Origin of the sequence: Streptomyces sp. NPDC056373 (genome assembly GCF_042262425.1) — a bacterium.
Taxonomy (GTDB): domain Bacteria; phylum Actinomycetota; class Actinomycetes; order Streptomycetales; family Streptomycetaceae; genus Streptomyces.
The window spans coordinates 206,703-224,239 of record NZ_JBHJPX010000003.1 but is presented as its reverse complement, the minus strand read 5'-3'; the positions used below and the strand labels follow the sequence as shown (position 1 = coordinate 224,239).

General features: G+C 72.9%; 16 protein-coding genes and 1 tRNA gene. 9 read left to right on the top strand and 8 right to left on the bottom strand.

What is annotated here, in order from left to right:
* Positions 1-62 precede the first annotated feature (62 nt).
* The 5 genes from ACFCXS_RS07855 to ACFCXS_RS07835 form a co-directional block, all read right to left on the bottom strand.
* Positions 63-950: a carbohydrate ABC transporter permease gene (locus ACFCXS_RS07855; RefSeq protein ID WP_376642169.1), complete on the bottom strand. Its 888-nt coding sequence runs from the start codon at positions 948-950 to the stop codon at positions 63-65.
* Positions 947-1,930 carry a carbohydrate ABC transporter permease gene (locus ACFCXS_RS07850; RefSeq protein WP_376642168.1) on the bottom strand — a complete coding sequence of 328 codons (984 nt, stop codon included), beginning with the start codon at positions 1,928-1,930 and terminating at the stop codon, positions 947-949. Before ACFCXS_RS07850 ends, ACFCXS_RS07855 begins: the two co-directional genes overlap by 4 nt.
* Positions 1,931-1,967: 37 nt before the next feature.
* A complete protein-coding gene (locus ACFCXS_RS07845; protein WP_376642167.1) occupies positions 1,968-3,281 on the bottom strand; it encodes an ABC transporter substrate-binding protein in 1,314 nt (437 codons plus the stop codon).
* Between the two features lie 186 nt (positions 3,282-3,467).
* On the bottom strand, positions 3,468-4,865 hold the full coding sequence (locus ACFCXS_RS07840; protein ID WP_376642166.1) for a sensor histidine kinase: 1,398 nt from the start codon (positions 4,863-4,865) through the stop codon (positions 3,468-3,470).
* On the bottom strand, positions 4,862-5,566 hold the full coding sequence (locus ACFCXS_RS07835) for a response regulator transcription factor (RefSeq protein ID WP_376642165.1): 705 nt from the start codon (positions 5,564-5,566) through the stop codon (positions 4,862-4,864). The genes ACFCXS_RS07840 and ACFCXS_RS07835 overlap by 4 nt, the downstream gene beginning before the upstream one ends.
* Positions 5,567-5,697: 131 nt before the next feature.
* Between ACFCXS_RS07835 and ACFCXS_RS07830 the strand changes: the two genes are divergently transcribed.
* Positions 5,698-6,210 (top strand): hypothetical protein, encoded by a 513-nt coding sequence (locus tag ACFCXS_RS07830; protein WP_376642164.1) that lies wholly within the window; start codon positions 5,698-5,700, stop codon positions 6,208-6,210.
* A 72-nt stretch (positions 6,211-6,282) separates the two neighbouring features.
* On the opposite strand, the gene ACFCXS_RS07825 is transcribed toward ACFCXS_RS07830, so the two are convergent.
* Together ACFCXS_RS07825 and ACFCXS_RS07820 are read right to left on the bottom strand one after the other, a co-directional pair.
* On the bottom strand, positions 6,283-7,152 hold the full coding sequence (locus ACFCXS_RS07825; RefSeq protein ID WP_376642163.1) for a spermidine synthase: 870 nt from the start codon (positions 7,150-7,152) through the stop codon (positions 6,283-6,285).
* A 163-nt stretch (positions 7,153-7,315) separates the two neighbouring features.
* A complete protein-coding gene (locus ACFCXS_RS07820) occupies positions 7,316-7,711 on the bottom strand; it encodes a hypothetical protein (protein ID WP_376642162.1) in 396 nt (131 codons plus the stop codon).
* Between the two features lie 297 nt (positions 7,712-8,008).
* On the opposite strand from ACFCXS_RS07820, the gene ACFCXS_RS07815 reads away from it, so the two are divergent.
* A complete protein-coding gene (locus tag ACFCXS_RS07815) occupies positions 8,009-9,472 on the top strand; it encodes a hypothetical protein (RefSeq protein ID WP_376642161.1) in 1,464 nt (487 codons plus the stop codon).
* 586 nt (positions 9,473-10,058) lie between these two features.
* On the opposite strand, the gene ACFCXS_RS07810 is transcribed toward ACFCXS_RS07815, so the two are convergent.
* A complete protein-coding gene (locus ACFCXS_RS07810; RefSeq protein WP_376642160.1) occupies positions 10,059-10,652 on the bottom strand; it encodes a histidine phosphatase family protein in 594 nt (197 codons plus the stop codon).
* A gap of 187 nt (positions 10,653-10,839) precedes the next feature.
* Between ACFCXS_RS07810 and ACFCXS_RS07805 the strand changes: the two genes are divergently transcribed.
* From ACFCXS_RS07805 to ACFCXS_RS07775, 7 genes are all read left to right on the top strand, one after another.
* Positions 10,840-11,841, top strand: coding sequence for a phosphatase PAP2 family protein (locus ACFCXS_RS07805; protein ID WP_376642159.1), 1,002 nt, complete (start codon positions 10,840-10,842; stop codon positions 11,839-11,841).
* Complete coding sequence (locus ACFCXS_RS07800) at positions 11,792-13,030, top strand: hypothetical protein (RefSeq protein ID WP_376642158.1); 1,239 nt, start codon at positions 11,792-11,794, stop codon at positions 13,028-13,030. The genes ACFCXS_RS07805 and ACFCXS_RS07800 overlap by 50 nt, the downstream gene beginning before the upstream one ends.
* On the top strand, positions 13,021-14,613 hold the full coding sequence (locus tag ACFCXS_RS07795; RefSeq protein ID WP_376642157.1) for a hypothetical protein: 1,593 nt from the start codon (positions 13,021-13,023) through the stop codon (positions 14,611-14,613). The genes ACFCXS_RS07800 and ACFCXS_RS07795 overlap by 10 nt, the downstream gene beginning before the upstream one ends.
* Positions 14,610-15,944 carry an AAA domain-containing protein gene (locus ACFCXS_RS07790; protein ID WP_376642156.1) on the top strand — a complete coding sequence of 445 codons (1,335 nt, stop codon included), beginning with the start codon at positions 14,610-14,612 and terminating at the stop codon, positions 15,942-15,944. The genes ACFCXS_RS07795 and ACFCXS_RS07790 overlap by 4 nt, the downstream gene beginning before the upstream one ends.
* A 232-nt stretch (positions 15,945-16,176) precedes the next feature.
* Complete coding sequence (locus ACFCXS_RS07785) at positions 16,177-16,545, top strand: hypothetical protein (protein ID WP_104779765.1); 369 nt, start codon at positions 16,177-16,179, stop codon at positions 16,543-16,545.
* 134 nt (positions 16,546-16,679) lie between these two features.
* Positions 16,680-17,462: a bifunctional DNA primase/polymerase gene (locus tag ACFCXS_RS07780; RefSeq protein WP_376642155.1), complete on the top strand. Its 783-nt coding sequence runs from the start codon at positions 16,680-16,682 to the stop codon at positions 17,460-17,462.
* A tRNA-Lys gene (locus ACFCXS_RS07775) sits at positions 17,453-17,529 on the top strand. The genes ACFCXS_RS07780 and ACFCXS_RS07775 overlap by 10 nt, the downstream gene beginning before the upstream one ends.
* Positions 17,530-17,537 lie beyond the last annotated feature (8 nt).

The window sequence follows — 17,537 nt, the reverse complement described above, 5'->3', positions numbered from 1 at the left end:
GGCCGCGTCTCGGCGAGGCCGCGCCCGGCGCCCGGGCGTCAGCCCTTGTTGGCGCTCGGGCGTCAGCCCTTGTTGGCGCCCAGGGTCAGTCCGCTGACGAACTGGCGCTGGAGCGCGAAGTACACGATCAGGGTCGGGATCGCGGTGAGCAGGGCGCCGGCGGCGACGAGGTTGGGGTCGGTGAAGTACTGGCCGGAGAGGTTGTTCAGCGCCGAGGTGATCGGCATGTTCTCGCCGGTGGAGATCAGGACGATGGCCCAGAAGAAGTCGTTGTAGATCCAGATGGACAGCAGGGTGGCGAGGGCGGCCATCGCGGGCTTGCACAGCGGCAGCACGATCTGCCAGTACAGCCGCCACACGGAGGCGCCGTCGACCAGGGCGGCCTCGGTGAGCTCGTGCGGCAGCGAGCGCATGTAGTTGCTCAGCACGAACGCGCAGAAGCCGGACTGGAACGCCACGTGGATCAGCACCAGGCCGAGCGCGGAGTCGTACAGTTTGCCGCTCGTGGTGATGCCGGGCAGGTCGACCAGCAGGTACAGCCGGTACAGCGGGGTGATGATGACCTGCTGGGGCAGCAGGTTGCCGGCGGTGAACACCAGCAGCAGGAACAGGTTGAGCCGGAAGTCGAAGCGGCTGACGTAGAAGGCGACCATCGACGACAGCAGCAGCGTCAGCAGCACGGCCGGCACCGCGATCAGCAGCGTGTTGCCGAAGTAGTGCAGCATGTCCGACTGCTCGAAGGCGTTGGTGAAGTTGTCGAGGGTGAGCTTGTCGGGCCAGGAGACATAGCCCCTGGCGCTGGTCTCCGCGTACGGGCGCATCGCCGCGAGCAGCGCCCACAGCAGGGGCGCGAGCCAGGCCAGGGCGGTGACGACGAGGAAGGTGTGCAGCAGGATCCGGGCGGGGCGGATCGGGGTGCGCTGCTTGACCGGTGCGCTGACGGTACTCATGCGCGCCGCTCCTTCCGGAAGGTGGCGATCAGGTAGGGGATGATCACCGCGAGCGAGATCACCAGCAGGACGACGGCGATCGCGGAGCCGTATCCGATGCGGCTGGACTCCCCGATGATGTTGTTGGTCACCAGGATCGACAGCAGTTCGGTGCCCTGGGCGCCCTTGTTGAAGACGAAGACCAGGTCGAAGGCGCGCAGCGCCTCGATGATCGTGACGACCAGGACGACGGTGTTGGTCGGGCGCAGGGTCGGGAAGATGACGTTCTTGAACGTCTGCCACTCGCCGGCGCCGTCCAGGGCGGAGGCCTCGCGCAGGGCGGGGTCGACGCTCTTCAGGCCGGCCAGGTAGAGGATCATCATGTAGCCGGCGTGCCGCCAGGAGGCGGCGACGAGCACGGCCCACAGGTTCAGGTCCGGGTCACCGATCCAGTCGATGTAGTGGCCGGGCTTGTTGGCGCCGATGATGCTGTTGATCAGGCCGGTGTCGGGGTTGTAGATCAGCTGCCAGACGAAGCCGATGACGGCCAGCGACATCACGACCGGCAGGAAGAACGCGGTCTGGTAGACGCGGCTGAAGCGGATCTTCTTGTCCAGCTGCACAGCCAGGAACAGGCCGAAGGGCGTGGGCAGCAGGATGAGCACCACGAACCAGATGATGTTGTGCTCGACGGCGGGCCAGAACTGCGGGTTGCTGGTGAACAGCTCCTTGAAGTTCTGCAGTCCGACCCACTTGATGGAGCCGAAGCCGATGCCGTCCCAGGTGGTGAAGGCCAGCGCGATCGAGGCGAGAGCCGTCAGCCACACCAGGGCGACGTGCAGGATCGTCGGCACGCCGGCCATCAGGCCGAGCGTGAGGCGGTCCCGTCGGGTGAGCAGACGCCGGTGGCCGTGGGGCGTCTTGGCGGGCGGGGACGTGGGGGCGGGCCCCGGAGCCGGCGGGGCGGCCGGCTCCGGAGCCTTCGCGGGGGTGGCAGTCATGTCTTGATCCGAGTCGTCGAGTCTCCGTTGCGTCGCGTCAGGAGGAGGCGAAGATCGTCTTCTTCTGGCGTTCGATCGACGAGAGGATGCTGTCGACGTTCTTCGGGTTGCGGATGAAGTTCTGCAGCGCCGGCTGCATCACCGTGGACGTGAAGTCCGGGCGGGAGTCGCGGTCCATGAACTGGGTGAGGCTCTTCGCGCCGGAGATCATCTCGAAGCTCTTCTTCTGCAGCGCGGTGTAGCTGGAGGTGTCGGCCTTGGTGGAGGCGGCCACCACGGAGGAGTCGGCCTTGAGGTAGATCTGCTCGGCCTCGGGCGTGCCCAGGTACTCCAGGAGCTTCACGGCGGCGTCGTGGTTCTTGGGGGCCTTGGAGAGCATGAAGCCGTCGGTGGGGGCCTCGACGGTGTCCTGCCCGAACTGCGGGTCGATCTCCGGGAAGGCGAAGAAGTCGAGGTCGTCCAGGTCGGCCTTGTTGGTGAACTGCTGACCGACGAAGGTGCCCAGCAGGTACATGCCGGCCTTCTTGGCCACCAGCGACTGCGCCGCGTCCTGCCAGGTGCGGCCGACCGCGCCCTCCTGGTGGTAGGGCAGGATCTCCGTCCAGTGGTCGAAGACCTTGCGCACCTTCGGGTCGGTCCAGGAGGCCTTGCCGGCCATCAGGTCGACGTGGAAGTCGTAGCCGTTGGTGCGGAAGTTGATCTGGTCGAAGGTGCCCATGGCGGGCCAGGCGTCCTTGTCGCCGAAGGCGATCGGGACCAGCCCGTCCTTCTTCATCCGCTTGCACAGGGCGACGAAGTCGTCCCAGGTGGTGGGCACCTTGTAGCCGTGCTGCGCGAACACGCTCTTGCGGTAGAAGACCGCCCACGGGTACGTGTACAGCGGCACGAAGTAGTACTTGCCGTCCTCTCCCTTGCTGAGCTTCTGCATCGCCGCGGGGAAGTTGCCGCCGATCTTCTGCCACACGTCGTCGATCGGGGACGCGAGCTTCTTCGCCGCGAAGAACTGCATGCGGTAACCGGCGAACCAGGTGAACACGTCGTCCGGGGTGCCCTGGAGGTAGGAGTTGATCTGCTCCTGGAACGTGTTGTGGTCCTTGGTGTTCACGTCGACCTTGATGCCGGACTTCTTGGTGAAGGCGGCGTAGATCTCGGCGAACGCCTTCTTCGGCACGGCGTCGGACGAGTTGGAGCCGAGACTGACCGTCTTCGGGTCGGCGGCCGAGCCGCTGCCGCCGCAGGCGCTCAGCAGGGGTATTCCGGCGCCGAGCAGGGCCGCGCCGCCCATTCCGCGCAGCAGGGTGCGGCGGCTGGGAGCGGCGAAGGAGAGACCGGAGGGAGAGAGGTCGTGCATGAACTGCTCCTGAAGGCAGGGTTCGGCCATGAGGGTGTGGCGTGAAATCCAGTCGCAATCGACCAGAAACCAACTTGACCGAACACGGTGGCGCAATGACAGCCGTATGTCCGGTATCCCGTCAAGAGCCGTTGCCTTCATTTGTCGAAACGTGACCGTCCCGTGAAGGCGCGGTGTCGGGAGTGGTCAGCGGGACCGGGAGCGGTTGTACACGGCAGCGAACCTGCCGGCGCGGCGCCGCCGCATCTGCCGGTGCCCGCCTCCGGCCGGGGCGCGGCCGGCCGGCTGGATCCAGATCCGCACCTCGGCCCCGCCGAGCACCGAGGAGCCGATCCGTACGTCCCCGCCGGTTGACTCCGCGAGCCGGCGCACGATGTCCAGGCCGAGCCCGGTCGAGCCGTCGCTCCCCGAGCCGCGGCCCCGCGCCAGCGCCCTCTCGGGGTCGGGTATGCCCGGGCCCGCGTCGGAGACGAGCACGATCACCGCGTCCTCGCCGTTGTGCACGTCGACCGCGAAGGCGGTGCCCTGCGCGGTGTGCCGGAAGACGTTCCCGAGCAGCGCGTCGAGCGCGGCGGCCAGGTCGGCGCGGGCCACGGGTATGCGCACCGGCCGGTCGGCCCCGGCCACCCGCCACCTGCGGCCCTCGTCCTCCGCGAGCGCCGACCAGAACGCCATCCGCTCCCGGACCACCTCGGCCGCGTCGCATCCCGCGCCCGGACCGGCCGCGGCCGTCTGCGGCTTGGCCTCCCGGGCCGTGCGGATGATGGTGTCGACCTCGCGCTCCAGCTGCTCCACCGCGGTCCGGGTCTGGTCGGCGGCCGGTCCCTCGCCGAGCGAGGCGGTGTTGAGCCGCAGCACGGTCAGGGGCGTGCGCAGCCGGTGGGACAGGTCGGCCGCCAGCTCCCGCTCGTTGGCCAGGAGCTGGACGACCTGGTCGGCCATCGCGTTGAACGCTACCGCCGCGAGCCGCAGCTCGCTCGGGCCCTCCTCGGGCACGCGGGCGCCGAGCCGGCCCTCTCCCAGGTCGTGCGCCCCCTCGACCAGGCGCCGCGCGGGCCGGACCATGCGCACGCCCAGCCGGTCGGCGACCGCGACCGAGCCGAGGATCAGCGCCACCCCGACCGCGGCGAGCACGGCCCAGGCCGTGCCCACGCCGTTGGTGACGTCGGACTCCGGCACGTAGACCTCGACGACCGCGATCCTGCCGGTGCTGAGCGCGACCGGCTGGAGCAGCGTCGAGCCGCCGGGGACGGCGGAGGTGGAGGCGCGGCCCAGCTCGCGCACGGCCGCGATGTCCTCGTCGGCGGCGCGCCGCCGCCCCAGTGCGAGGCCCTCCTTGCCGTCGTCGGCAGGCAGGTGCACCGCGATACCGGCGTCGGAACCGGCGGCGGCGACGACCCGTTCGAGCTGGTCGCGGTCGGTGGTGATGGACAGGGCCGGGGCGACGGCGGCGGCCTCCCGCTCGGCGCCCGAGAAGGCGCGGTCGCGGGCCATCTCGCGGATGACGAGTCCGAGCGGCACCGCGAAGGCGACCACGACCATGGTGGTCACGGCCAGCGACACCTTGACCAGTGCCCACCTCATCGCGGCGCCCCCGGGCCCGGTGGTTCGAGCTTCACCCCCACGCCCCGAAGGGTGTGCAGATAGCGGGGGTTGGCCGCTGTCTCGCCCAACTTCCTGCGCAGCCAGGACAGATGGACGTCGATGGTCTGGTCGTCGCCGTAGGACTGCTGCCACACCTCGGCGAGCAGTTCCCTGCGGGGGACGACGACGCCGGGCCGGCGGGCCAGGAAGGCGAGCAGGTCGAACTCGCGGCGGGTGAGGTCGAGTCGGGCGCCGTCCAGCTCGGCCTGGCGGCGCAGCGGGTCGACGGTCAGGCCGCCGACCCGGATCGCCGGGGACGGCTCCCCTTCCGCGGCGCCGGAGCGGGCGCGGCGCAGCACGGCCGCCATGCGGGCCGACAGATGCTCCACCGAGAAGGGCTTGGTCAGGTAGTCGTCCGCCCCGGCGTTCAGCAGCCGGACGATCTCCGTCTCGTCGTCCCTGGCGGTGGCGACGATCACCGGCACGTCCGTGATCCCGCGCAGCATCTTCAGCGCCTCGGACCCGTCGAGGTCGGGCAGTCCGAGGTCGAGGATCACCACGTCGAAGCGGACATGGGCGACCTCGCGCAGCGCTTCCAGCGCCGTCCCGACGCTGCGCACGGTGTGCGAGGCGTCGGTCAGGTGACGGATCAGCGCCGAGCGTACGAACTGGTCGTCCTCGACCACGAGCACACTTGCCATGCGCCGCACCGTACGCCATCTCGAACAGCCGGGTGCGGGGCTGTGGACAACTCCCCGGCTGGGGACAACGGGCTTGTGCAGGACGCCGTTTGCGGGCCACGCCCGGGGCGCGTGAGGCAGTATGGCCCGCGATGCACAGAGGACTCGTACACGTACTGGCCTGGCTGCTCGCCACGGGCGCGGCGGTCACGCTGTCGTGGTGGGGTGTCCACACGGTGATGGCGGGCACGGCCTACGACCCGCCGCGCGCCCTGCCCGTCAAGGCCGCCGATCCGTCGTCCACGCGGGAGCCGAGAGCGTCGGCCACGCCGCCGGAGCGGACGCCAGTGCCCGAGCGGCGGAGGCCGAGCAGGCCTGAGGCGGTCGGCAGCCCGAGCCCCTCCCCCACGCCGGCGGCCGGCACCGCCGCCCCGGCCGCCTCCGGCCGGGTCAGGAGCTACGACACCGACGGCGGCCGGGCGGTCTTCGACCTCGGGAGGACGTCCGCCTCGCTGGTCTCGGCGACGCCCGGGCCGGGCTGGTCGATGCAGGTGTGGAAGACGGAGTCGTGGATCCGGGTGGAGTTCTCCTCCGGCGCGGACCGGGTGTCGGTGTTCTGCACCTGGCACGACGGGCCGCCACGGGTGGAGATCGGGACCTACTGAGTGCCGCGGACGGCCGTCGGTACCCGGCGGGTGTCGTGGCGGGTCATCGCGGCCGTCGCGATGCGCGGCCGGTCATCCGAACACCGACGGGGGCGGTGCCGGTGACGCCACCGCCACGAGGTCCGTGACGGGCGCGGCCCCGCCGGTGAAGTCGGTGAGGGTCCTGCCGTGTTCGACCCGGGCGGGATGCGGGTCGGAGGCGGCGAGGCGGGTCAGCTCGGCGACGGGCAACGGGTGGTCGGAGGCGACCAGGACTGCGTTGCCGAAACGCTTGCCGCGCAGCACCGCAGGTTCCGCGACCAGCGCGAGCTGCTCGAAGCGGGCGGCTGCGGTGGCGATCTGGCCGCGCAGGTGGGCGAGCGGCGGTCCGTCGGCGAGGTTGGCGGCGTAGACACCACCGGGCCTGAGCGCCCTGCGCACGTCGTCGAGGAACTCGGTCGAGGTCAGGTGGGCCGGTGTCCGGGCCCCGCTGAACACGTCGGTGATGACGAGGTCGGCCCAGCCGTCCGGCACCTTGGCGAGGCCCGCGCGCGCGTCGGCGGAGCGCACCCGTATGCGCGCGTTCGGATCCAGGGGCAGCTCGCGGCGGACCAGTTGGACGAGGGGACCGTCGCGTTCGACGACCTGCTGGGTGGAACGGGGCCGGGTGGCGGCGACGTACCGGGCGAGGGTGAGGGCGCCACCGCCGAGGTGCACGGCGTGCAGGGGCCGTCCGGACGGGGCGACGAGGTCGATCACATGGCCGAGGCGGCGCTGGTACTCGAAGGACAGGTACGCCGGGTCGTCCAGGTCGACGTGCGACTGCGGAGCCCCGTCGATCACCAGCGTCCAGCCCCGGGCCCGCTCGCGATCGGGGATGAGCTCGGCGAGCCCGCCGTCGACGCTCTCGACGACGGCCCCCGCACCGGCCTGTCTGCGCCGGCCGCCCTTGGACTTTCCCATGGGGCCATTATCGGGGTGAGCCGCATGCGCGGCGTACGGTCCGGCGGGCTGCTGAGCGAGCAGCACGATCCGGGGCTGTTGAGGGGCAGTACGCCCCGGTGAAGGGCAGTACGCCCCGGCGGGACTGCCGAGCAGGGCGTACGCCCCCGGGGGCGAGGGGGCCTCAGCAGCAGCTGTCCGCCGCCCTGATCATCCGGGCGGCCTCCCCCAGGGCTTCACGCAGCACCGCGGGGTCGGTCGCGAGGTCCGCCTCACCGGGCGGCAGCAGCCAGTCCGAGCCCTCGACGGGAGGCTCCGGCGCCAGGGCCGGTCCGCGTCCGTCGGTCCTGGTGCAGGTGCTCCCCGGCACGTCCCACGCGGCGGCCGTCCCCGGCGGCACCAGGAAGCCCAGGGTGTCGCCGCCGCCGTCGTGCAGGACGGGGCCCACCGCGTCCGCCGGTCCCCGGCGCAGGATGTCGACCGCCTCCAGGCCCTGCCGGGCCGGCACCGTCACCACATCGCAGCCGGCCGTCGGTGCACCCGGCGGCGTACGAGGATCGCTGATCCGGCTGGTCTCCATCCGGCCTCCACCACGAAAACCCCTGCTTGGACGAGCGGTCGGGAGTCAGGGGCCTCCCGGTCCGCGAGGTTCAACGCGGCGGGACGTCAACGGCTACGGCGGAAGTCAGCCGCAAAGGATGGCACTTCATGGCAGATCACGTATGAGATATCCGGTTTGTAGCCAAACACAGCGTGGCGACTCCATCACAGCAGGTACGTTCTTGCTCGCCGGACACGGGGCCGACCTCGCGGACGACTCGCCACAAGTCGCCCCGCATCCGGCATGGTTCGACGGTTCGCACGGGAGGACCCGGCCATGGCGTCGTCAACGGTGACCTCGTCTCGACCCGACCGGCCGCCACGGCCGAATCTCGCCTTCCGGCGGCTGCGCGGACAGCGCTCGCCGGCCGAGTTCGCCGCGGCGATCCGCCGGGCCGGGCTCGAGATCGGTGAGCAGGTCAGCTGTGACGCGCGGTACATCGGCCGGGTCGAGGCGGGCGAGATCCGCTGCCCCAACTACGCGTACGAACGGGTGTTCCTGCACATGTTCCCAGGCCGCACACTCACCGACCTGGGGTTCGCGCCCCGCTCGTCGGTACGCGGGCGCCGGGCGCTCGACACCGAGGACGCGCCCCCGCCGCGCACCACGAACCGGGCGAACGCCACGAGTGAGACCAGCAGGGCGTGCGAACCGTATGAAACGCGGAACCCGTACGACCCGTACCACCCGCACGACACCTACGAGGAGAGCGACGTGCTACGTCGCGCGTTCATGACCGGCGGAGGCGCCACGGTGGCCGCCGCCTCACTGGGGCCTGTCGGCCTCGCCCGCGACGCCGCGGCCGCACGGCGACCCGCGCACAGTTCCGTGCACCGCGCCGGGGCGAGCGACGCGGGCGCCCTGGAAGAAGCCGTCCGCCGGATCCGGCTGCTCGACGACCGGCACGGGGCCGACGGCCTCTACCGGCGCGCCGCCGCCCCGCTGCGTGCCGCGTACGCCCTGCTGGACGCCGGCGCGACCCGGCAGACCACGGCGGACCGGCTGTACTCGGGCGCCGGTGAACTGGCCATCTCCGTGGGCTGGCTGGCCCACGACTCGGGGCGCTTCGACGACGCCCGCTCGCACTACGCGGAAGCCCTCGCGACCGCCCGGATGACCGGGGATCCCGGACTGGAGGCGCACGCGTTCTGCAACACGGCGTTCCTCGCGCGCGACGCGGGCCGGCCGCGCGAGGCGGTCCGGGCGGCCCAGGCCGCACAGCGCGTCGCCCGGCCCGTGGGCTCGGCCCGGCTGATGTCGCTGCTCGCGCTGCGCGAGGCGGGCGGCTGGGCCGGACTCGCCGACCGCGTCGGCTGCGAGCAGGCGCTGGCCCGGGCGCAGGCCTTCTTCGAACGGGGCCCCTCGGACGCCGACCCCGAGTGGATGAGCTTCTACGGGGAGGCCGAACTGGAGGGCCTGGAGGCGCAGTGCTGGTCCACGCTGGGTGACTGGCCCCGGGCGGCCCGGCACGCGCGCCGGGCGGCCGAGCTGCAGGATCCCCACTTCACCAGGAACATCGCCCTGTACACGGCGGAGCTGGCCGACGACCTCGCGCGCGGCGGCAGGCCGGACGAGGCGGCGGTGGCGGGGATGCGGGTGCTGGATCTGCTGGAGGAGGTCCAGTCGTCCCGCGTGCAGACCATGCTGGCGGCGACGGCCCGCGTCCTTCGGCCGCATCGCCGCGCCACCGGGGTGACGGCGTTCCTGGACAGACACGCCTCGGCACCGCGCATGGCCTGAGCACCGACGGCGCACGGCCGGGGAGCGAGTCGCACGCAGCCCTGGGCCCAGTCGCGCACGGCCCGGGAGTCGGCCGCCCAAGGCCGGGGAGCCGGGCGCCCAAGGCCAGGGAGTCGGGCGCCCAAGGCCAGGGAGTCGGGCGCGCGAGACCTTGGGACCAGTCACGCGCGGCCCGGGAACCGGCCGCGCAAGGCCCGGGAGTCGGGCGCCCAAGGCCAGGGAGTCGGGCGCGCGAGACCTGGGGACCAGTCGCCCAAGGCCCGGGAACCGGCCGCCCAAGGCCCGGGAGTCGGGCGCCCAAGGCCCGGGAGTCGGGCGCCCAAGGCCCGGGAGTCGGGCGCCCAAGGCCAGGGAGTCGGGCGCCCAAGGCCAGGGAGTCGGGCGCGCGAGAGCTTGGGACCAGTCGCGCACGGCCCGGGGACCAGTCGCCCAAGGCCCGGGAACCGGCCGCCCAAGGCCCGGGAGTGGGGCGCGAGAGACCTGGGGGCCAGTCGCGCGGGGCCTGGAAGACCCGCCCCACGCATGCCATGAGAGCCGGCGGCTGCGCATGTCTCGCGAGCCGTCGGCCGTGAGCGCGCCCTGAGAGCTACGCGAGGTGGCCCACGTCGTTCCAGCTCTCGATCGCCGGTTCTCCGTAGGCCCAGCCCAGCACCGACAGCGACGTCGGGTTCAGCCGTATCCGGGCGGCGAAGTCGATCGGGAGACCGAGCCACCGGGCCCCGATGGAGCGCAGGACGTGCCCGTGGGCGAAGACCAGGACGTCGCGGTCCTCGGAGCGGGCCCAGGAGACCACCTCGTCGGCCCGGGCCGTGATCTCGGTCAGTGTCTCCCCGTCCGGCACCCCGTCGCGCCAGATCAGCCATCCGGGCCGGACGGCCTGGATGTCCGCGGGGGTCATGCCCTCGTACGCCCCGTAGTCCCACTCCAGCAACGCGTCCCAGGTACGCGCGCGATCGCCGAAGCCGGCCAGTTCACAGGTCTCACGCGCGCGTGCCAGCGGACTGGTGCGCACCTCGACACCGGCCAGGCCCTCGTACGGCGCCCGGTGCAGCCGCTCGCCGAGCAGCTTGGCACCGCGCCGGCCCTCCTCCAGAAGCGGCACGTCGGTCCGGCCCGTGTGCTTGCCGGACAGGGACCACTCGGTCTGTCCGTGGCGGGCCAGCAGGATGCGCGCGGCCATGGGGCACCTTTCCGGAAGAACAACGCAAGGGGAACTCCTCCATCATGGCTCACGTCCACCGGGGGCAACCCGGGGGGCGATCTCTGCGTCTTCGAAGGCCGGAGGCGCACCCCCGGGTGTGCGCCCACGCCGTACAGTGGCACGGCCGAACGGGTTACGCGTAATGACGAAGGGGGAGGACGATCGGATGCCGCACACCGAGACACCGGGCACCGAGGCGGCCCCCGCGCCCAGGCTGCGCTGGTGGACCGAGCTGCCGCTGATCCTTCTGGTGTACGCGTGCTACTCGGCCGGCCGGCTCCTCGCCCGCGGTGACGTCTCCGGGGCCGTCGACAACGGTCTGACGATCCTGCGCTTCGAGAAGGCGCTGTACCTCAACTTCGAGCACCCGCTCAACCGTCTCTTCACGCGCGAGTCCTGGATAGGGATACCCGCCGACTTCTGGTACGCGTCGCTGCACTACCTGGTCACACCGGCCGTCCTGGTGTGGCTCTTCCGCTCCAGGGCCGTGCGCTACCGCGCCGCACGCACCTGGCTGATGACGTCCACCCTCATAGGTCTGATCGGCTTCACGCTGCTGCCGACCTGCCCGCCCCGGCTCCTCGACGCGAGCCACGGCTTCGTCGACACGATGGCCCAGTACAGCTCCTACGGCTGGTGGGGAGGGGCGGCGAGCGCACCGCGCGGCATGGGGAACATGACCAACCAGTACGCGGCGATGCCGAGTCTGCACGTGGGCTGGGCCCTGTGGTGCGGAGTGATGCTGTGGCGCCACGGCGGCACGCGCGCGACGAAGGTGGCCGCTGTCGCCTACCCCCTGATCACGACGATCGTGGTCATGGGCACCGCCAACCACTACTTCCTCGACGCGGTCGCGGGCGTGGCCGTCATGGGCGCCGGACTGCTGCTGGCACCCCTGGTGACGCGCACGGCGGACCGGGCCAAGGCGCGGTTCGTGCGGCCGGTGGCACCGGCCGCGGCGGCCACTCCCGCCCGTTCCGGCGCCGCGTCCGTCGCGGGCGCCCCCGCCGTCTCTTCCGCCGCGGGTTCCTCGATTGTCAGTGCCGGATGCCAGACTTCCGCGGGTGAGCGAATTCCACGGCAGCGTGAGTCGCGGCTCGGAGCGGGAGCCGAGCCGGGTGCCTCCCCCAAGGACGCGGGGGACGGCGCTCCGGCACCGGCTCGCTGAGCTGCGCGGCCCCGACGTACAAGCGAAGGCACTGGACGCGCGCGCCCTGGCGGCGCTGGCCGCCAACCCCGGTTGTGCGCGGCGCGCGATCCTCGACGGCGCCGGGGTGAACAAGGCGGCGCTGGCGAGCGCGCTGGGCTCGCCGTCGGCCTTCGGGCAGTCGCAGTTCGCGCTCACCAGAGGCAACGCCTTCGAGGCGAAGGTCAAGGCGGACGGCGGCGCGGAGCTGCTGCGCCTGGTGCACGAGAAGCTCGACCGGTCCGCCGAGCCGCCCGTCGACGCGCGCGTGCCCGACCTCACGGCGAGCGGCCCCCGGGGGCGCACGGCCCGTACGGAGCTGGAGCTTCGGGAGGCCACCGCGCACCCAGGCGCCTGGACGCTGCTCGACCACCCGATGCTCGCGCTGGAGGTGGCGGGCTCCCCGGCGTTCCTGGAGCCGGACGCGGTGGTGGTGCACCCGGACGGCAGCTGGACGGTCGTGGAGATCAAGTCCTTCCCGCTGCTGGACGGTTCGGCGGACCCGGCGAAGGTCGGCGCGGCGGCCCGCCAGGCGGCGGTGTACGTACTGGCACTGGAGGAGCTCGCCGCACGGCTCGGCGCGCAGCCGGAACAGGACGCCACGCGGCTCGGCACGGAGCCGGAGGGAGATGCCGCACAGCCGGGCGCGGAGCCGGAGGGCGACGCCGGGACCGACGGGGCGGAGGGGACTGCCGTGTCCACCCCGCGGGTGCGGCACCGGGTCCTGCTGGTCTGCCCCCGGGACTTCTCCAATCTGCCGGCCGCGTCCGCCGTCGACATCCGCAAGCAGCGGGCGGTGACGGCCCGCCAGCTGGCGCGGCTGACCCGCATCGAGGACATCGCCGACGCGCTGCCCGAGGGCACCTGCTTCTCGCCCGAGCTGCCCGCCGAGGAGCTGACGGCGGCCGTGGAGTCGGTCCCGGCGACCTATGCGCCCGAATGCCTGTCCGCGTGCGAGCTGGCCTTCCACTGCCGGACCCGCTCCCGCCAGGAGGGCGCGGTGACCTCGCTCGGCCGGCCGGTACGGGCGGAGCTGGGCGGCCTCACCACCGTCGAGGACGTCCTCGCGGCCGCGCGCGGTGAGGCGGGCGATCCCGACGACCCGGCCGTGGCGGCCCTGCGGCGCGCGGCCGCCCTGCGTGCCGAGGCGCTGGAGGCGGCGTGTCGCTGATCTCCACCCTCGCCCGCCTCGAGGCCGTCAGCACGGGCCGTGCCCAGCCCGCCGCCACCGTCCGGCACCGGCATCTGGGCGACCGCCCGCTGGTGTTCGTGCCGCTGACCACCGCCGGTGAGGCCGGTGCCCCGCTCGGCGCGCTGGTCGGCACCGACCGGGACACGCCGCGCCTGCTGGCCGTCCCGCAGCCCCGGGACCGCGACCTGAGGTTCGCGTTCCTGGCCGAACTGGCCGACGTCGTACTGCCGTACGTCGACTCCTGTGCCGAGGCCGTGGAGGCCGCCGAGCGCATCGAGACCGACCCGGAGACCGGCAAGCGCGTCAAGGTCGAGGTCGATCTGTGCGCGGACGCGCCGCAGCTGATCGTGCCGAGCCGGGCGGGCATCGACCTGGTGCGGCTGCTCGGGCGCTCGACGCGGTTCCGGAGGACCGCGGAGCAGGACCCGGAGGCTCCCTATCCGGCGCCGCCGCGGGTGCCCCTGCTCGGGCGGTGGCTGACGCACTTCGGGGAGCGGGCCCGGGTGCCCGGCTCCTCGCTGCTGCTGGCGATGACCGACGTCCTGGGCCGGCACTGGGTGACGGGGCAGTCCACCCTGGAGGACCAGCATCTGGGGGCGCTGCTCGCCTGGATCGACCCGCCGGAGGGCGTCACCGGTGCCGAGGCCGCGCTGCGGGCCGAGCTGGAGCGGGACGCGCAGGGGCAGCTGACCTGTCCGCCGGCCGGTCCGGCCACCGACCCGGCGTTCGACAACAAGCTGCTCGCCCCGGCCATCGAGCGCTACGACCGGGCCCGCACCGCCCTGGCCGCGGCCGAGGACGGTCTGGAGGCCGACGACCGGCTCGGGGCGCTGACCGCTGCCGAGCGGGCGATCCGCGATCTGGTGCTCAGCCGCACCCGGCCCACCTGGGACGCGGTCTGGCGGGGCCTCGACCTGCTGCGGGAGCTGCCCGAAGGAGCGCGGGTCGAGGAGCGGTGGACCCGGGACCGCTGGTCGTTCACCGGCCACCGCGACCGTGTTCTGGCCGGTGAGCCCCCTCAGCCGCGCCGCGACGACGCGGTCACCGCGGCGAACAAGCTCGCCACGCGCGAGCGTGAACAGGCCCGGCTGGAGGCGCAGGAGGCTCTCGACGACCCGCTGGTGATGGCGGGCCGGCGGCTGTCCGGGGAGGCGTTCGCCGGTGAGGTCACCGATGTCGTGATGGCGTACAGCGAGGGCAAGCGGCCGAGCCCCCGCCCCCTGGTCACGGTACGCACGGACGACCGGCCGTACCTCGGCGAGCGCACGAAGGTGTACCGGTCGCTCGGCGGGAAGCCGCAGTCGGCGGAGTTCGTCGCGGCCGAGGAGGACGGCGTGTACGTCGTTGTGCGGGTCCTCGACAAGATGGGCCGCGGCAAGGAGCCCGAGCCGGGGTCGGTGCCGGAGAAGGGCGACCGGGTCTGCTTCACGCTCTTCGAGCACGAGCAGCGGGGCGGTGCGAAGCTGCCCGACCCGGAGGAGACGCCGTGGACGCACGGCGGGCCGCCGGGTGAGCCGGCCCTGGAGGCCGCGGATCCGGTGACCGAGGAGGATGTGCTGTGACCACGGTGTTCGACCCCTCGGCCGCCGCGGCGCAGGCCACCGACGCGATCCTGCACGACACGCTGCACGGCACCGCGCGCGGTGTCGTCGTGGACTCCCCGCCGGGCGCCGGCAAGTCCACGCTGGTGGTCCGCGCGGCCCTGGAGCTGGCGGAGGCGGGCCACTCCCTGATGGTGGTCGCGCAGACCAACGCCCAGGTCGACGACCTCGTCCTGCGGCTCGCCGAGAAGAACCCCGACCTGCCGGTGGGACGGCTGCACAGCAGCGACTCCGACCCGTACGACAAGGCGCTCGACGACCTGCCGAACGTACGCACCTCGGCCAAGGCGGCCGACCTCGCCGGGCAGGCGGTGGTGCTGTCGACGGCGGCGAAGTGGGCGCACGTCACGGTGGACGAGCCGTGGCGGCACGCGATCGTCGACGAGGCGTACCAGATGCGCTCGGACGCGCTGCTCGCCGTGGCCGGGCTGTTCGAGCGGGCGTTGTTCGTGGGTGACCCCGGGCAGCTGGACCCGTTCGCGATCGTGGGCAGCGAGCAGTGGGCGGGCCTGGCGTACGACCCGTCGGCCTCGGCGGTGACGACCCTGCTCGCCCACAACCCGGACCTGCCCCAGCACCGCCTGCCGGTGTCCTGGCGGCTCCCGGCCTCCGCGGCGCCCCTGGTCTCGGACGCGTTCTACCCGTACACGCCGTTCCGCAGCGGCACCGGCCCCGGCGACCGGACCCTGTCCTTCGGTGTGCCGTCGGACGGCTCGGGTCCCGACCGGGTGATCGACGAGGCGGCCGAGTCGGGCTGGGGCCTGCTGGAGCTGCCCGCCCGGCACACGCCGCGCACGGACCCGGAGGCGGTCCGGGCGGTGGCCACGGTCGTACGGCGGCTGCTGGACCGGGCGGGGGCGGCGACCTCGGAGCGCTCCTCCGGTCCCTCGCCCCTCACCGCCGACCGGATCGCCGTCGGCACGGCCCACCGGGACCAGGCGGCCGCCGTCCGCTCGGCACTGGCCGACCTGGGTGTTCCCGAGGTGGTCGTGGACACGGCCAACCGGCTCCAGGGCCGCGAGTACGACGTCACGGTGGTCCTCCACCCCCTCTCCGGCCGCCCCGACGCGACCGCCTTCCACCTGGAGACGGGCCGCCTGTGCGTTCTGGCCTCCCGCCACCGGCACGCCTGCATCGTGGTCTGCCGGGCGGGCGTGACCGGCCTCCTGGACGACTATCCGTCGACGGAGCCGGTCCAGCTGGGGACGGTGGTGAAATTTCCTGACGGGTGGGAGGCGAACCATGCGGTGCTGGCGCACCTGGCGGAGCACCGGGTGGCGTGGCGGCCGTGAACCGCGCCTGCGGACCCGCCCGTGCCCACCCCGCCCTCGGCCGGGCGGAGCGAGCGGGCACACCCTGTTCGCGCGTCTGGCCGGAAAGCGGCGTGCCTGCGAAGCCCTGACGAACACCGGGTGGTGTGGCAGCCGTACACACTGCCGCGATGCCCACTTGCGCGCCCGCGAGACAATGGACGGTGGCCCACTCCACCGAGAGGGTCAGCGCGACGTACGAGGAGGAGAAGACATGGCGGAGCCCACGCCGCGTCGGAACGAACCGCGGCTACGCCCCGCGCCCCTGCTCTTCGAGCCCGCGGAGGCGGCCTCCGACCCTGAGCACTTCTTCGACCTCGAGTCGATCGACGACCCCCGGGCGCTGCTGTCCCGGGCGACGGAGCTGACGCTGGCGTTCCGGGCCGCGGCGGACCGGGCCGTGGAGTTCCAGGCGATGGCGGCGGCGCAGCTGGCCGATCCGCGCAGGTTCGACCGGCTGACGACGGCCGACATCGCCGAGCGGGCCGAGTGGACCGAGGACTACGCCAAGAAGATGGTCGAGTTCGGGCGGGATCTGATGCGGGGCGGCGTCGAGGGCCGCGGGCCCGGCGGCACCGTCTGACCCGCCTCGCAGAGCCCTCTTCCTGATCACCTGGCATATGCCAGGCGGGCAAGATACTCCCTCCCACCCCCTCCTGTCCCGATTTCCCACAACCCTGGGGAGCCGCACGCTCACGCCGGGTAGACATGGATTCCATGAGCAGCGCATGGAACGCCTCCGATGTCACCCCGGACGGGGCCGCCTGGCTCGCCTCGGCAGGAACGTATCCGCGAAGCACGCTCGCCCTCTGGGAGGAGCGGCCGGACGCTCCGGTCGTGCTGCCCTGCGGCTCGGTCTTCGACGTGGTCAGCGCGCCCGCGATGTTCGGCCGGCGCATGCTCGACCGGCTGTGGGACGACGGCCCGGGCTCGGGGCCGGTCGCGGAGTTCCGGGGCCGGATGCTGCTGTTCGCCGCCCCGGGGACCGCGCAGCGACTCCCCGTCCTGCTGGAGTGGGAGGAGTGGGGCACCCGCGACCGGGACCGGGGCGCCCGGGAGGCCCGCCGTACGAACGCCGTGCCGCCGCTGCTGTGCCACGGCACGGGCGACGCGGTGACCGTTCCGGCCCCGTCGGGGCGCACCCTCCTCGCCGGCCCGTCCGCCTCGGGGGGCTTCACTCCCACCGCTCCGACCCCCTCAGGGGGCTTCACTCCCACCGCTCCGGCCCCCTCGGGGAGCTTCACTCCCACCGCTCCGGCCCCCTCGGGGAGCCCCGCCCCCGCCGGCCCGGCACCCACCGGAACCACCGCCCCCGCCCGCTGCGCACCCCGCTCCGCCACCCGCTGGCTCGTCGCCCCCGACACCCGTCAGCCCTGGCTCCCCGGCCCCGAAGTACTGCTCTGGGCGGCGGTCCGAGCAGCCCGCTCGGCGGTGCGGATTTCGATTTTTCCTCCCGCCGACCAGGATGCTAAGGTCTACGACGTCAGCAGGCGCCGCTAGCTCAGTTGGTTAGAGCAGCTGACTCTTAATCAGCGGGTCCGGGGTTCGAGTCCCTGGCGGCGCACCAGACGGTAA